14 protein-coding genes are annotated in these 15,477 nt (G+C 46.5%); 8 read left to right on the top strand and 6 right to left on the bottom strand.

The annotated features are described in order from the left end of the window. Nucleotides 1-50: 50 nt before the first annotated feature. The 5 genes from MD588_RS08280 to MD588_RS08300 all read right to left on the bottom strand — a co-directional run bounded on the left by MD588_RS08280 (nt 51) and on the right by MD588_RS08300 (nt 5,300). On the bottom strand, nt 51-1,205 hold the full coding sequence (locus MD588_RS08280; protein ID WP_265696613.1) for a M20 aminoacylase family protein: 1,155 nt from the start codon (nt 1,203-1,205) through the stop codon (nt 51-53). Between the two features lie 55 nt (nt 1,206-1,260). After that, entirely contained in the window at nt 1,261-2,232 is a 972-nt protein-coding gene (locus MD588_RS08285; RefSeq protein ID WP_265696615.1) for a DMT family transporter, read from the bottom strand. Nucleotides 2,233-2,313: 81 nt separating this feature from the next. After that, complete coding sequence (locus tag MD588_RS08290; protein WP_265696616.1) at nt 2,314-3,267, bottom strand: DMT family transporter; 954 nt, start codon at nt 3,265-3,267, stop codon at nt 2,314-2,316. A 24-nt stretch (nt 3,268-3,291) separates the two neighbouring features. Continuing rightward, nucleotides 3,292-4,062, bottom strand: a complete 771-nt coding sequence (locus tag MD588_RS08295) for a maleate cis-trans isomerase family protein (RefSeq protein ID WP_265696617.1) — start codon at nt 4,060-4,062, stop codon at nt 3,292-3,294. A gap of 71 nt (nt 4,063-4,133) precedes the next feature. After that, the gene (locus MD588_RS08300; protein ID WP_265696618.1) at nt 4,134-5,300 is read right to left on the bottom strand and encodes a M24 family metallopeptidase; all 1,167 of its coding nucleotides are present in this window, start codon (nt 5,298-5,300) and stop codon (nt 4,134-4,136) included. A 350-nt stretch (nt 5,301-5,650) separates the two neighbouring features. Here MD588_RS08300 and MD588_RS08305 point away from each other — a divergent pair, with 350 nt between their 5' ends. From MD588_RS08305 to MD588_RS08335, 7 genes are all read left to right on the top strand, one after another. Next, complete coding sequence (locus tag MD588_RS08305) at nt 5,651-6,328, top strand: helix-turn-helix transcriptional regulator (RefSeq protein ID WP_265696619.1); 678 nt, start codon at nt 5,651-5,653, stop codon at nt 6,326-6,328. 24 nt (nt 6,329-6,352) lie between these two features. After that, nucleotides 6,353-6,739 (top strand): RidA family protein, encoded by a 387-nt coding sequence (locus tag MD588_RS08310; RefSeq protein ID WP_265696620.1) that lies wholly within the window; start codon nt 6,353-6,355, stop codon nt 6,737-6,739. A gap of 68 nt (nt 6,740-6,807) precedes the next feature. Further along, entirely contained in the window at nt 6,808-7,989 is a 1,182-nt protein-coding gene (dpaL, locus tag MD588_RS08315) for a diaminopropionate ammonia-lyase (RefSeq protein ID WP_265696621.1), read from the top strand. 131 nt (nt 7,990-8,120) lie between these two features. Next, nucleotides 8,121-9,023, top strand: coding sequence for a LysR family transcriptional regulator (locus tag MD588_RS08320; protein WP_265696623.1), 903 nt, complete (start codon nt 8,121-8,123; stop codon nt 9,021-9,023). A gap of 113 nt (nt 9,024-9,136) precedes the next feature. Then, on the top strand, nt 9,137-10,363 hold the full coding sequence (locus MD588_RS08325; RefSeq protein WP_265696624.1) for a DUF3179 domain-containing (seleno)protein: 1,227 nt from the start codon (nt 9,137-9,139) through the stop codon (nt 10,361-10,363). Nucleotides 10,364-10,511: 148 nt separating this feature from the next. After that, nucleotides 10,512-11,984, top strand: a complete 1,473-nt coding sequence (locus MD588_RS08330) for a hypothetical protein (protein ID WP_265696625.1) — start codon at nt 10,512-10,514, stop codon at nt 11,982-11,984. A 363-nt stretch (nt 11,985-12,347) separates the two neighbouring features. Next, complete coding sequence (locus MD588_RS08335; RefSeq protein ID WP_265696627.1) at nt 12,348-13,334, top strand: DUF3187 family protein; 987 nt, start codon at nt 12,348-12,350, stop codon at nt 13,332-13,334. 68 nt (nt 13,335-13,402) lie between these two features. Here MD588_RS08335 and MD588_RS08340 read toward each other — a convergent pair whose 3' ends face one another. Next, nucleotides 13,403-14,302 (bottom strand): LysR family transcriptional regulator, encoded by a 900-nt coding sequence (locus MD588_RS08340; RefSeq protein ID WP_265696629.1) that lies wholly within the window; start codon nt 14,300-14,302, stop codon nt 13,403-13,405. Nucleotides 14,303-14,431: 129 nt separating this feature from the next. On the opposite strand from MD588_RS08340, the gene MD588_RS08345 reads away from it, so the two are divergent. Continuing rightward, the gene (locus MD588_RS08345; RefSeq protein ID WP_265696630.1) at nt 14,432-15,475 is read left to right on the top strand and encodes an HlyD family secretion protein; all 1,044 of its coding nucleotides are present in this window, start codon (nt 14,432-14,434) and stop codon (nt 15,473-15,475) included. Nucleotides 15,476-15,477 lie beyond the last annotated feature (2 nt).

Here is a 15,477-nt window from a genome sequence, read left to right on the forward strand (position 1 = left end):
TACAAGCCTCTGCCATCATAGTAGGAAATAATTACAATTAGGTTAGCACTCTAATTTTTATCAAGCTGCTGCTCGACCAGCGTCTGCCAGTAGTGCACCCCTTTCATCAGAATATTGTCATTAAAGTCGTAGTTAGGATTATGCAATGCGGTACCACCACATTCTCCCTGACCATTACCGACAAGAATGTAACACCCTTTCACCTCTCGCAGCATGAAAGAGAAGTCCTCACTGATAGTAAAAGGTTCACAGCTTCCATTCACGTTTTCAGCTCCCACGACAGCCTCGGCAGCTTTAATAGCTTGAGCGGTCTCTTCCGGAGTATTGATGGTAGAAAGGAAGCTGTTGTTGAACTGGTACTTATAGTCCACGCCTGCCGACATACACTGACCAGCGACAACACGTTCAATAGCTTTTTCAATCTTATGGAGGGCTTCATCCGTAAAGCTACGGGTATCGCCCGTAATCTTCACCTGAGATGGAATAACATTCACAGTTCCGTTTGTAGCAAACTCTGTGACTGAAATAACGGCGGTTTCATTAATCGCACTTAGGTTACGCGATACAATCGTCTGCATTGCCGTCACAATTTGTGCACCGACAACAATCGGATCGGTGCCCATATGCGGCATCGCAGCATGGCCACCGGTCGCAATAACATCAATCTCAAAACTACTCTCACTGGCCATCAGCGAACTAGGGCGAGTCAAAAACTGGCCTTCTGGAATGCCGGGTAAATTATGCATGGCATAAATTGCATCCATATGCCAGCGAGTAAACAGACCATCTTCAATCATGGCTTTTGCACCAGTACCACGTTCTTCATCTGGCTGAAAGATAAAGTAGACGGTGCCATCAAAGTTTTTGCTCTTGGATAACTCGTGTGCGGCGGCAAGCAGCATTGCTGTATGACCATCATGACCGCAAGCGTGCATAGCCCCATCGTGAACGGAGGCGTGATCAAATGTATTAGCCTCACAGATACGCAGTGCATCCATATCGGCACGCAGGCCAATAGAACGGTCGCTATCTCCACATTTTAAAATCCCGACAACACCTGTACCACCAATACCGCGATGAACGTCAAGCCCAAACTCTTCTAGTTTGCTGGCCACAAACTCTGATGTTTTATACTCTTCCGTACCAAATTCAGGGTGTTTATGTAAGTGACGACGCCAGTCGATAACGTTCTGTTCAATGGTCATTTTTATTCTCCAACAAAATCTGCGCAGCGATACTTTGCCACTGCACATCGATTAACTAAGCTTCTTGAGGTTTAAGCACTTTTTCGTCAGTTTCGGTTGTTTCAAACTTGGTGAACACGTAAAGCGCAACCACAATGAGGGAAACAATAATGGTTTTACCCAGCGCCATTTGCTCGCCAAGTGTTATAACAGCAACCAGATAACCAACTAACGGCATTAAATTAAGTGCCATTGTTGCTTTCTCAACGCCAATACGTTTAAAAGCAAACAGCTGAATAAGGTAGCTGCCACCCGAGATACCTGTTCCTAAGAAAATCAACAGGCCAATCAACAACGGACTAGAGAGGATGATATAAATTTGGGACAGATCCAGTCCCATCGCAAACACTACAATAATACCGAGCGCCGCAACAGAGATGTACTGGTAAAGCATCGATACAACAGAACCATACTTATCCGCCAGACTTGCACGTAAGTGTGCGGTCCATGCCAGCGCCAGCATTGAGCAAGTCACGTAGACATAACCCAGTAACGGCGTACCACCTTCGATTGTATTAGTCGGACCGACACTCATGGCATAAATACAAATAGCTGACGCAATAAACGCCCCCCATTGGATTTTGTTCATTTTGAAGTTCATGAACATCATGCCAAAGAAAACAGTGGCAAATGGCTGCATCCCTTGAATAACACCGTTTTCCGTCGCGCCGATATGTGATAAAGAGAGAAAGTTAAACAGTGAGAACACACCTTGGCCGACAATCCCGCACAGAGCAATTTTCAGGTAATCTTTTTTCTCTATTTTTAACGATGAGCCCAAATCTTTGCTTAGGCTTTTACTGCGTGACGTGAAGAAAAATATGATGGAAAGGCCAATAACCGCTGTTACGTAACGAAAGAAAACCAATGTCATTGGATCAACAGCCATAGACAGAGGCTTAGATACAACACCAGTGACCCCCCATATTACAGCAACGGCAATTGCAGCAACCCAACCCAGAAATACATCTTTTTTTGTAATACTCATGGTACATCCCTTTAAAATTGCAAAATTCTTTCATGCAAAATGGGCAGTACATAATTGGTACTGCCTCATGATTTGTTAGTTTTATTCAGTTGCAACTTTTGGTTCTGCTGCTGTTTCTTTATGAGCAAACTTCATAAATAGCATCATAGAAACAACCACCACAGCCATCGCAAGTAAACGCATTGGAGTTACTGCTTCCCCCAGGGCGAACACGGCAAGCACAAACGATGACAGCGGCATTAGGTTCAATGCCATACCGGTACCATCCACACCGACACGTTCCATGGCGTAGATGTACACAAGGTAACTTGTTCCTGAGATACCAACACCGAGAATAACAATACATAGAACTCGTAGCGGTGAACTGAAGATACCTAGCGCTGAAGAGAAGTCAGCCCCAGAGAACATCAGGTAAACACCAAAGCCAAGCGATGCAAAGATAAACTGATGGAACATTGTTGCTACAGAGCCATATTTTTCGGCTAGTTTTGCACGAGCGTATGCTGTGCAAGAGAAGCTTGCGGCACTACCAAGACAGATTAAGTGGCCAATGTTAAAACCATTTGTTTCTGAGTTCGGGTCCATAACCAAGATTGCAACACCAATAAATGCACCAACAGCAGCAAGCATTTGCAATATTGTAAAGCGGGCATTATGTCGGAAGAATCCGACAGTCAGGATCAAGATAGGGATCAGACCTTGAATAACGCCATTTTCTGAAGCTGTAATATATTCTAATGATAAGAATGAAAGGTAACTAAAGGCCCCCTGACCGATGATGCCACAGGCTGCAGCCCAGAAAACATCACTGCGGTTATCCCAGGTTAGCTTGAAGTCCGCCTTTTTCTTCATCTTGCCAGTTGATAAACCAACATTAAATACGACACCCAAAGTAATAAATGCAACCGTATAGCGAACCCATACCAGTACCTGCGCATCCATCACTTCTAAAATAGGCGTACCCACAATCCAAGGGATACCCCAAAGCAATCCGATAAATATTGCCGCAATCCAACCCTTTACTGTATTACTCATGATCTAATCCTTTCCTGTCATTTCTTATTGATTTAATAGACGTCCGTAGCCTGGACATTGTGCCGTCTTGCCAGTCAGATGCATGGCATGCCAGAACATCGCTGAGTTACTGCAAACAACAGGAATATCAAACTTATCTTCAATTTCCTGAATATGGTCGAGTACACGCAGGTTAGTACAGGACATAAAGACCAAATCAGCACCAGATTCAGGTAGGATTTGCTCAAGAGCCTGAAGCATAGATTCTTTCGAAACGGTTGTGATATCGGTGTCTTTTTCAATACCTAGCGAACCAAGAACCACGACTTCAAAACCGGCATTGGTCAATTGTTGATAGAGAGGAAAGTTCACTTCTGTCGGATAAGGAGAGAACACCGCAATTTTCTTCGCCCCCAAATGCTTGAAGGCTGCCTGAGCGGCTGTCCAAGGGTTGGTAGCCGGAATATCGCCGCGATTTTTTGTCAGTAAATGGGCGACTTTTTCTTCACCAATAATGATAGAGGCCGAGGTACAGCCGAATGCCATCACATCCATCGGCAAACCTGTGGCAATTAAGTCCGACGCTTCACTGATACCTGTCGCAATCTGATCCAACGCTTCAGGTGTCATTTCGCTGCTGTAATAGACGCGAGAGCTAAATACGCCGGCTTGAGTACCGAGTAACTTTGCCCAGTCCATTTCTAGTGAGTGGTCGGTGCTAAGCTGGACAAGCCCTATGTGCACTCGACCAATACGTGGTGCTTGTACATGGGTAAGAGGTGTTTCAAATTTTTGGAACTCTTCAATCGTTTGCATGATTATGATCTTTCTTATAGTTATGACGCTTTGCTGCCATGCCGATAACCCGGCATGGCAAAGGATCTGTGTTATGAAATAACGATTAGCTCAGGCTCAGCACGCTCGCTCAGCCACTCTGCGCCATCTTCGGTGATCACGATATTCTCTTCGTGAACCATTGATTTACCTGGCGCATATACCATGCCCGGCTCTAAGGTCATCACCATACCCGGCTTGAGAACCGTGTTGTCGGTCGCGGTATTCGATGGGCGCTCGGTCAGCTCCATACCAAGGCCGTGGCCAAGACGGCCGACATCATTGCCCAGTGCGCCGTTAGCCTCTAACACTTTCCACATTGCGTTATAGATGTCAGTGGTTGTCGCGCCTGGACGCGCCGCTTCAAAGCCTTTGGTGGTTGCTTCGTAGGTTGCACGGTATGCTGCTTTTGTCTGTTCGCTGGCACTACCAAATGCCCAGTTACGGTCAAAGTCAGAGAAGTAACCATCTCGGACTGCACCGGTATCGATGATCAGCACATCACCTTCTTCGATAATGCGATCTGTTGGTCCCATAATGATGCTGTCATATCCATCAGGGCCAGAACCCGCAATGATGTACGGACATTCATCGGCACCTTCTAACAACATATCGACGCGGAACTGCTTACAAATTTCGCGCTCAGTCATGCCTGCACGGGCATAATCAGGAATCTTGTTAAAGCCGATGTTAGTGATTCGGCAGATTTCGCGAGTCTTCTCAATTTCAGCCTGAGACTTAATTTGACGTAGCTCATGCATTGCTAATGACACATCAACAAAGTCTTTCTTCACCATGGTAGTTAACTTCAAGTAGTTGTTAACCGGCATACGTAGGTGGGATTCGATACCTAATGTTGCCCCCACTCGACCGTGACGGCATGACAATGAATTCAATGCACTGGCCACAAGGCTGATACCGTCATCTTCAGGACGAGGCGACGGCCAAGTAATGATGTTCTCCACCCAAGTCCCCGCCATACCGCTGGCGCCAATTTCCGGGATAATCGCAATTGGTTTGCCTTCTGCTGGCACAATAACGAACCAAGGACGAGTCGGGCTATGCCAGAACTGAGTATGGAACCCGGTGAAATAACGGACATTAGGCTCAGTGGTAAAAATCATCGCGTCGAGTTTCATCTCATGCATCACTTTTTGTGCACGAGCTGTACGATGTTCAAATTCAGACTGTTCAAAACCACGTTGTAAATAATTAGTCATTACGACCTCTTCCTTATTGTCATTATTGTGTAGCGGCTGGCTATAGGGCACAGAAGTGAACTATAAATGCCACACAGTTCAATATTGTTTACATTACGGTGCTGAATATTACTGGAATTTAAGTTAAATAATGTGACCTGAATCGCGCAGTTAACTATTGTGCACCCAAAGTGGCTCATATCGGTTAAAAAGTTGATTTCAGTCAACTTCAGTTATATTTAGTGAACTTTACTGTTGCCTGAACACACAATCTATAGTCTTATAGTTACACAAAGTTGATTTTAAACTTGCTTTTTGCCCTTCTGAGGAACAAAATAGTTAACAAGTTTAGTTCACAATAGTGGTCACAAATGAAAACAACAGCTTACTCATCGTTTAACGCAGAATTTACTGACAAAGACAAAGAGTTCTTGGTTACATATTTTCGGTTAGCCGACACAATTGCTGACTTTATCGGTCCTCACTGCGAGGTTGTGATTCACTCGTTCGAGAGCTTAGAAAAGTCGGTCGTTAAGATTGTTAATGGTCACCATACCGGCCGTAAGGTTGGATCGCCGATCACCGATCTGGGACTAAAAATGCTGAGCCTGATCGAGAAAACAGGCGAAGTAACGCCAAAAAGTTACTTCACCACCAGTAAAGACGGCTCTTTGCTTAAATCAACCACCTGCGTATTAGCAGGAGAAAACGGGAAACCGATTGGCTTGTTCTGTATCAATATGAACTTATCCCATCCATTTCCTGAAATTATCAAAACACTAATGCCAGACATGGCCCATTCACATGTCACTGTTAGTGAAAATTTCAGTTCATGTGCGACTGATGTGATTGAGCAGGCGCTTGATCATGCTATTCAAGAAATTGAGAGCGATGCATCGGTTAATCTGAAAGGCAAAAACAAAGCGATTACCAAACTATTGCTTGAAAACGGCATATTTGAATTAAAAGAGGCGACAGCAATGGTTTCCGAACGTCTCGGAATCACACGCCATGCAATCTATAAGTATCTCCGTGAGTTCAAATCGTAATAACTGACAATAAAGAGAAAGATAATGAAAACAAAAATCCACACAGATCTAGCCCCTGCAGCCATTGGCCCATATTCCCAAGGTCTTGCATTCAAAGATATGGTTTTCACTTCAGGCCAATTACCACTAGACCCAAAAACAATGGCTTTTGTTGAAGGCGGTATTAAAGAGCAGGCTCGTCAATCACTGGCAAACCTGAAAGCGGTACTGGAAGAAAGCGGCGCATCATTAGATACGGTTCTTAAAACAACCTGTTTTCTTTCTGACATGGAAAACTTCGCCGCATTTAATGAGGTATATACCGAAGTATTTGGTACCGAGAACGCACCAGCTCGCTCATGTGTTGAAGCAGCTCGCCTTCCTAAAGATGCACTGGTTGAAGTAGAAGCCGTCGCTTTTATCAACCAGTAATATTGAAGTGAGGCCATCTACACTCGTAATGGTCTCATCCCTGTTCAGCCCCTTTCGAAGTGATGATTATGCTTAAAGTATCTACTAACCAGTTTTATACCGGGGAAACCTGTTCACTGTTCACAACTGAAGTTGCGCAGCGTACCCGTGAATTTCACCGTCAAATTGATGGATACCAGCCAACACCGTTAGTTTCGCTGCCTCAGCTTGCTGCTAAGCTAGGTGTCAAATCCATTCTGATAAAGGATGAATCGCACCGTTTCGGTCTTAATGCTTTTAAGGTACTGGGTGGTTCCTATGCACTGGGTCGTCTTCTTGCTGAACACCTGGAAATGGATATATCTGAAATCGACCTGAAAACGGTTGCTTCGAAGCTAGAAAAACCACTGGTATTTACCACAGCGACAGCTGGCAACCACGGTACTGGCGTAGCATGGGCCGCTCGCGAGATGGGTCAAAAGGCTGTTGTATATATGCCGAAAGGTTCAGCACAGGCGAGTGTTAACCGAATCAAGGGGCTAGGTGCCGAGTGTATCGTTACTGACGTTAACTATGATGATACTGTTCGCCTTGCCAATAAGACTGCGGAAGAGAACGGCTGGATGCTGGTACAAGATACGGCGTGGGAAGGTTACGATAAAATCCCGACCTGGATCTCGCAAGGCTATATGACAATGGCTGACGAAGCTATCGAGCAGGCTGCCGAGTTGCCAGAAGGTCTGCCGACACACGTAATGCTGCAAGCAGGCGTTGGCGCAATGGCTGGTGGTGTTCTGGGTTACCTGGCTGACAAGCTAGGGGCTAACAACTTTAAAACCATCATCGCCGAACCAAGTGCGGCTGACTGTATCTTCCGCTCTGGCTCAAGCGATGACGGCAGCATGGTAAACGTAACCGGTGACTTAAACTCAATCATGGCCGGGCTGGCCTGTGGCGAACCAAACCCTGTTACCTGGCCAATTTTGCGTGATTGCAGCGATGTGTTTGTCTCTGTTGATGATAATGTTGCCGCAACAGGTATGCGTATTTTAGGGAACCCGCTGAAAGGGGATCCAGCCGTCACCAGCGGTGAGTCAGGCGCAATTACAATGGGTCTATTACACCTACTGGCAAACCACCCAGAAGGTCAGAAACTCGCGCAAAGTATCGGCCTGGACCAAGATGCTGTTGTGATGATTTTCAGCACCGAAGGGGATACCAACGCCGAGCGTTACCGCCAGATCGTTTGGGAAGGCAAGTTACCACTTTAAGCGTTAATCCATTCGCTTATTAATCATTGAGGCAGAAAGGGGTCACCAAAACTCTTTCTGCCTTTTGCTATTGAGCTGCTTTTGTTTCACTGTGATAGAATTTACTGTTTCTGCACCAGAGAGTTTTTCGTGTGAAACTGGATGATATGGAACTGTTTGTTAAGGTGGTTGAGCAAGGTAGCTTTACGAAAGCCGCCGACTATTGCAATATCCCCAAATCAACGGTCAGCCGCCGCATTCGGGATCTTGAACAAAGCCTCAAGACGAGGCTGTTAGAAAGAACAACCCGTCGTCTCCATCTCACTGAAGTCGGTGAAGCCTTCTACCACAAAGCCCAGCAAATATTGCAGGAAGTCGAAACCACCGAAAAAGAGATCGCCCAGAAACAGGGAGACTACTCCGGTAAGCTTACTGTCTACGCACCGGACTATATTCTTGAACTTTGTGTTGATCATGTTGCACAGTTTTGTCAGGACTACCCAGATATCTCGTTAGCTCTTCACTCTGACTCTCAGCCTCAGCACTTAATGGCGGAAAAGCGCTTTGACTTACTGCTCAATATTGGCACCCAACCTGACTCTTCGTTTATCGCACGTCCGCTGGCGACGTTGAGCTATGATTACTTTGCCAGCCCCAGCTATCTGGCAACTTATGGCCATCCTGAGAGCCCCTTGGAACTCCACCAGTTATCAACCTTGGCCCTGAACCAGAGTAACCCCAAAGCAATGGCATGGCACTTTGGCCAACAGGAGCTACCGCTAGCTCATAAGTACACGGTTGACTCACCCTACGTACTTAGATCCTTGACCATGGCTGGCCAGGGAATTTGCTGTTTGCCAGCCATCATGGTCAGCAATGAAGTTAAATCAAACAAGTTAGTCCGGCTATTTGGCGGCCAATACGCGTTTAAGCAAGTCTTGTATGGTGTCTATCATTCACGTCGTTATGTGCCAAATAAAGTAAAACTGCTGCTTGATGAGGTCGGAATGCTGCTGCAGGCGAGAATCGACTCACTCGAAAAGAGCATCAAATGACACGACTTTAATTGTGCCATTTTCTGACACAGTTCATTCCAAGAAGGGCGGTTTTTCCCCTGATTCGCCCGTTTTAGACTCACTCCATCAGTACTACCAGAGTGAATCTAGCGATGAAAGACATTATCAAAAAACACGCCAAAAGCATTTTTTGGGCAAGTATGCTCCTTGCCCAGATCTGTGTTGGCTTCCTGTTTAAAGACTTGGCAGACATCAGCCAGTGGTTTATCCAGTCTCCCCGAGAAAGCACCATGTGGGTATGGTATAACCGCTACCTACTTGCGTTTGTTGGCTTGGCTGCTTTTTTTGCTACCCTTTACTTCAAATTCAAGCGACGCGACATAATTAATAACAAGCCATTGATTTTCCTTTCTTTGTTGTTCTGCTTCAATTTTTACAGCGGCATGATCAACCCGCACATCATGATGCGTGCACGTATGGATAACGGCGTGTTCTTGTCTGTAGAGCAGGCAGCCAAATACTACGCACCTGACGAAAGCGTCATTGTTCTTGAAATCAACGGCAAGGCCCGTGCGCACTCTGACAAACAGCTGCTTCGCCCTCACGTTGCCGGTAAAGGTGAACTCGGTGGTGAAGATGTGGTTATGACCTACTGCGGTCTGACTAACCTCGGCATGGCCTACTCCCCTGAAATTAATGGTCAGAAGCTCGATCTTGCACCAATGAACCAATTGGAAAACAACCTGGTCATGTATGACAAAAATAGTGGTGAACCTATTCAGCAGCTATGGGGGCAGAAAGAAGCCGATCGCAACAGCAATACCGACGCTAGGATGCGCGAATGGCCGACCTACCGCATGCCATTTGAAAAGTTTGCTAAAGCTTTCCCTGAAGGCGAGGTGTTTGTGAACGACTACCTAGCTGACGATATGAAGGCATCGTTCTGGCAGAACCCATTCCTGGCAATCTACGATCCAATCATGGAACTGATTTTCAACCATGCCATTGAAGATCAGGCCACCAGCGTCGACCCAACCTTCCCGACCATCAAGCATATCGACCCTCGTCTGCCGACCAAGGAAACAGTCTACGGCCTGAATGTGGGTAATGACTATGTGGCGTACACCGTAGATTTCGTAAAATCTCACAATGAGCCTGTTAACGCGATGGTTGGTGGGAAAGAGGTTGTTGTCAGCTACGACTACGAGTTTGAAAGCTTAGGTATTTTCTACAATACAACGGGCAAAACGATCACTGAAATCGACTTTTATGGTCAGACGCCCTACGGGAAGCTAGAACGGGTTGAAACCGTCAAGGCTGGTGCCTACTGGATCATCTGGGCGAACTTCTTCCCTGAAACCGACATCAACCGCATTTAGTGCATGTCTTCCACCTGCAAAAGGCAATGTAGTGACCAGCAATGGTCACTACTTTTTTATCCGCCGTATCACGATTCACATAACAAGAATGTTGCTAACCCCATATTATGGTTAAACTTATATAGAAATAAGTCTGTCGGTTTATTCTATGCGTATATTGGTCCTGCTCATCATTTGCTGTTCTGTGGCTTCCTGTTCTAGCCTGCCGGAACCAATTCCGAAATCAACTCCAGAACAAACTCAGTTCTATTCACGGTCTCTACAGGCTTGTGTCGATGAACTGACCCATTTCAAGCGCACCGTGCAACAACAAGGCGTACAAGACGCACAACTATTATGGCTTCCGCAATACCCGCATTTGGCCTTTGATCGCTTTAGCTTATCGTTGATCCCAGAACTTAATTCGTATCGTGCCAGAACACAGTGGATCAATTATGTTACCCGGCAGGCCGCTATCCAGCGCAAAGTGGAATACCAGAACTTACCAGACAAAAGCGCTGTTGAATTTAAAAACCAGAAGTACTGCACCAGCATGCTGACAAGAGCAACACTCAATGACGAAAGCTTCTGGCACTGGTTACAACAAACGCCACCAGAATACCCCTCTGATTATCAAAACTGGCAACGTGTAGTCGGTCTATACCCGATCAGTACCTTGTTTGCAGAGCCATCCATTCACTCTGAGAAAAAACGAATAATCGGTGGTTTTGTCGAGCCACTTCATGACTATAGCGTCGTATATACCGTATCAGACAAACCGGAACTGACTGCGACAGACATGCAATCCTGGTTCATACAGGCAAGGGAAAAATCAGCCCTAGAATGGCCGCAACTAACAGATGAGCAACTCACCTCTTTAATGGACTTTCATGCCCCTGAGTTTGTCATTGAATCAGTCTCGCTAGACGACAAGCCCGGAGAGGTAGAATACCGACAAAGTGACCAGCCTACTGTAAATATCCAAAAACCGACACTCTACGTCAGCTCGAGCTATACCCGTTTTCACGGCAAAACATTGCTTCAGCTAAATTACAGCCTGTGGTTTCCTAACCGAACGGCCAAATCGGCGTTAGATCCCTATGCCGGCAAGTTCGACGGTATTCTCGTACGGCTCACATTAGACAGTCACGGGCAACCTTATATCCTCGATAGCATTCATCATTGCGGCTGCTACCATATGGTTTTCGCCCTAGATCCGCAGCTAAGGTTTGCGGCCAGAAATCCTGACATTGAAGCCCCGATCACCCTCCAGGTCCCCCCCAATAGAAACGCGAATACACTAAACATCACGTTATCTAATGGTGAACATATGATTAAAGGGGTGCGTTGGGCTGAGAGTACTAACCGAATTCGTCATTTAGCAGTACTTGATTATCAACAGTTGCGTAGCCTGTCGATACAGGACGGGGGAAACAAAAGCCTGTTTGACCAACAAGGTATGCTGACGGCCAGCGAGCGATTAGAGCGATTTTATCTATGGCCGTTCGGGGTCAAGTCGCCCGGTGCTATGCGCCAAATCGGCCACCATGCCACCGCCTTTATTGGCGAAAGGCACTTTGACGACGCTTTTATGTTAGAGGCGCTGTTCCAGGCCCCCCCTCCGAAATTTCTAACTAATTAATGGGGCTCCACACGGCAGTTTTAGCAACCTTACTTCCCCTCACTCCATATTCTCATCATACTCATAACAGGTAAGGAGCCGTTGACTGCGGCTCCTTACGCACCTATCTAGAGAGTTGCGCACTTGTTCCATGCCTTCTTGAGTTTGAGAAAAGGTTGCACAACTGAACAACCAACCTCTTTACCGGTTCGCTACACTCAAAGTTAATTACCAAGGAATCAATCCGCCCATATCATCAGTAAAAGTACCTATTTAATCACTAATTCATGCTGGTTCAGAAAGCGGTCAGGCAAGTTAGGTTATACAAGATACCCATAAAATCATTCATAACTAAAATGATAACCAATACAAAACGGCATTGTGATGAATACACGCAGTATCACGGTATATCTCTTGTCAGGGGGGGCAGCATTCTGCACTTCTGGCTACGCATTGGCGGATAGCGTTACCCGCTTTGATGATTATGGCCCGTTAAAGACCTACGCCCAGTCACCTATACAATCAAATAGCCTAACGCCATTGATGCGCAATGGTTTTAGCTATCAGCCAGGTACGGTAGAACTATACACGACAGGAACCATTGCCAGCGTCTGGGCAAAAACAGACGAATACAGCGCTGACTATTATCAGAATGCACTCTCTATAGGCGGCCTGTGGCAAATCAATAACAAATGGGTCGTCGAGCTGGACTATACGTGGCGGTTTGCAGCCAATAACCACCTGGACAACCTGACCAACTCTTTCCATGATCTTTTTGGCATTGGCGCTAACGGTCGAGACGAAGTCGATGATCACTCCTTTGACATATCCGTTCCGCAGTACGGTGTTGAGATTCACGACTTCAGCGGGGAGACATTAAGCAGTGCTGTGACTTTCTATACCAGCTACCAACTTTTCGAAAACGCCCACCATGGCTTATCGCTTGGCGGCTCGCTGTATTATAACTATGTCCCTAGCGGCCCTTTTAAAACCAATAACTTCGAACAATCCATACAACTCAACTACAGTTATCGCAACAAAAAGAATACGTTCTATAGCCTGTTTGGACTCTCATACCGACACAATGACGAAGTACTCGGTAATGTTCCCTATAACACCGTTGCTTTTGCTGCCGGAGCCGGTTACCAATACCAATTAAGGGAAAAGCATCGTCTGCTTGCCGAATATCATATCTATGAAGGGGCTACCGATGCCGCTTCAGATCTGTCCGAGCCTTCACATGAAATCCTGCTCGGCTATCGCTATCACATGAAGCACAGTGCCATAGAGGTCTCGATGATTGAGAATGTTTTTAATATGGATAACAGTACCGATATTGCCTTCACGCTCGGTTACCGCCACCGTTTTTGATTTACATTGTAAAACAATAATCGGATCCTGCTATTCCTTGCGTGTTCATTGATGATTAAACAATGAGCCTATTTCGTCACGCGCTGTTCAAAACGTTCTATCAAATAATCAATTAACACCCGTAAACGCTTTGGGATCAACTTACGCTGCGGATACACAAAGCTGACCGGTACCATCGGCATCTCCCAATGCGGCAACAGGTGCACCAGCCGGCCACTGGCGAAATGCTCACGGCAAATAAACTCAGGCAGCAACGCAATACCCAGTCCATCCAGGCAAGCCATCAGCGAAGAGGTGATACTGTTTACTCTCAGCTTATAGGGCAGATCAATATAGACCTCTTCGCCTGCCTGCATTAAATGCCAGTTCGGCAGCTTCACTGCCTTGTTATACACCTTCACCTGATGATGGGGCGGCTTGAGATCAGCGGGCGTCCTGATCTCGCCGTATTGTTCGAGGTACTGTGGACTAGCGACCATCGCTCGCCTTGAAGTATGAAACTGCCGTGCCACCATACTGGAGTCAGAGACCTCACCGACCTGAGCATACAAATCGATCCCCTCACCAATGATATCCACTTCCCGGTTGCTCAATTCCAAATGGATAGTCACATTAGGGTAGAGCTTTAAAAAGTCATGGATGTACTGCCCCAACACTTGCTGTCCCAACTCAACCGGCATTACCACATTCAGTCGCCCCCGGATCAGATCCTGGTTGGCGGTAACCTCAAGTTCGGCCTGTTCCATAATTTCCAGCATTTGCATACAGGACTGGTAAAAAGTCTCACCTTCCGGCGTCAGAGTCAGGTTACGGGTTGAACGTGTGATCAAACGCACACCTAGGTGTTGCTCTAACTCAGCCACTTTGCGGCTGACTGTCGATTTTGTTAGATCAAGAGCCTCCGCTGCTTGAGTAAAGCTTCCACATTCAACAACTTGAGAAAATATCGCAATGGTATTCAGATCCATTACACCACCTATTGGTTAAAAATCTGCAACAGTGTTTCTCTTTTTTCCTATCCAATCAACCAATCTTTTTCACTTACACTTTGTAACACAAAAAAATCTCGGCATTCCCAATCTTCAGAAAGAGACTCCATGACAGCAACTCCACAAACCAAAAAGAAAAAAGCACCGCTGATCGCGACCTTGGTCATGTTAACACTTGGCCTTGGTGCCGGTGGGTATTGGTTTAGCTACGGCCAATATTTCGAATCAACCGATAACGCCTATCTACAAGGGGACATCACCAATATCAGCCCCAAGGTCTCCGGCTACATCACTGAATCATTTGTAATTGACAACCAAACAGTTAAAGCCGGACAACTGCTGGCAAAAATTGATGACCGCGACTTCATTACCGCCCGAGACAAAGCAGAAGCCAACATTGCCGTCAGCAAAGCGGCTATCGACAACCTGATCGCCCAGCAGCAACTGCAAAAAACCATGATCCGCCAGTCGCAAAGCCAAATTGCCTCGGCCAATGCAGAGTATGAGCGAGCCCAGCAACAGGTTGCCCGTACCCGCAGCCTGCTTAATCGCAACTACTCGTCACAAGATGAGCTAGACAGCGCTACCTCACACCTGAAGGTCACCAAAGCCCAGCTAGACGAAGCAACCGCCAATGCCCAAGCCGCACAAGATCAACTATCTGTCATTGACAGCCAAATCGCGCAGGCAGAGGCATCAGTAAACGAAGCTAACGTACAACTTGAACAGGCACAGCTCAATTTAAGCTACACCCATATCTATGCGCCCGTTGACGGTATCATTGGTAAACGTAGCTTGCGAGTCGGACTCTATGTTCAGCCAGGAATGCCGCTGATGAGCCTTGTCCCTACCTCCAATGTCTGGATCGAGGCCAACTTCAAAGAAACCCAACTGGCAGACATCCATCAGGGGCAAAAAGTGCAAGTCGAGCTGGATGCCTTCCCGAACCAACCATTGGAAGGGGTTGTCGACAGCTTTTCACCGGCAACAGGTGCTAAGTTTGCATTGTTACCACCAGAAAACGCGACAGGTAACTTCACCAAAATTGTCCAGCGGGTGCCGGTCAAAATCACCATACCGGATCCTGCACAACTAGAAGGGCGCTTGATCCCAGGCTTGTCCGTTGTCGCGACTGTCGATACCCGAGGTTAAAC

Source organism: Photobacterium obscurum (assembly GCF_026191635.1).
Lineage (GTDB): Bacteria > Pseudomonadota > Gammaproteobacteria > Enterobacterales > Vibrionaceae > Photobacterium > Photobacterium obscurum.

Bases quoted from the DNA above. Each gene is read 5' to 3' on its own strand.
- MD588_RS08280 (WP_265696613.1), bottom strand. From the start codon at position 1,205: ATGACCATTGAACAGAACGTTATCGACTGGCGTCGTCACTTACATAAA.
- MD588_RS08285 (WP_265696615.1), bottom strand. From the start codon at position 2,232: ATGAGTATTACAAAAAAAGATGTATTTCTGGGTTGGGTTGCTGCAATT.
- MD588_RS08290 (WP_265696616.1), bottom strand. From the start codon at position 3,267: ATGAGTAATACAGTAAAGGGTTGGATTGCGGCAATATTTATCGGATTG.
- MD588_RS08295 (WP_265696617.1), bottom strand. From the start codon at position 4,062: ATGCAAACGATTGAAGAGTTCCAAAAATTTGAAACACCTCTTACCCAT.
- MD588_RS08300 (WP_265696618.1), bottom strand. From the start codon at position 5,300: ATGACTAATTATTTACAACGTGGTTTTGAACAGTCTGAATTTGAACAT.
- MD588_RS08305 (WP_265696619.1), top strand. From the start codon at position 5,651: ATGAAAACAACAGCTTACTCATCGTTTAACGCAGAATTTACTGACAAA.
- MD588_RS08310 (WP_265696620.1), top strand. From the start codon at position 6,353: ATGAAAACAAAAATCCACACAGATCTAGCCCCTGCAGCCATTGGCCCA.
- dpaL (WP_265696621.1), top strand. From the start codon at position 6,808: ATGCTTAAAGTATCTACTAACCAGTTTTATACCGGGGAAACCTGTTCA.
- MD588_RS08325 (WP_265696624.1), top strand. From the start codon at position 9,137: ATGAAAGACATTATCAAAAAACACGCCAAAAGCATTTTTTGGGCAAGT.
- MD588_RS08330 (WP_265696625.1), top strand. From the start codon at position 10,512: ATGCGTATATTGGTCCTGCTCATCATTTGCTGTTCTGTGGCTTCCTGT.
- MD588_RS08335 (WP_265696627.1), top strand. From the start codon at position 12,348: ATGAATACACGCAGTATCACGGTATATCTCTTGTCAGGGGGGGCAGCA.
- MD588_RS08340 (WP_265696629.1), bottom strand. From the start codon at position 14,302: ATGGATCTGAATACCATTGCGATATTTTCTCAAGTTGTTGAATGTGGA.
- MD588_RS08345 (WP_265696630.1), top strand. From the start codon at position 14,432: ATGACAGCAACTCCACAAACCAAAAAGAAAAAAGCACCGCTGATCGCG.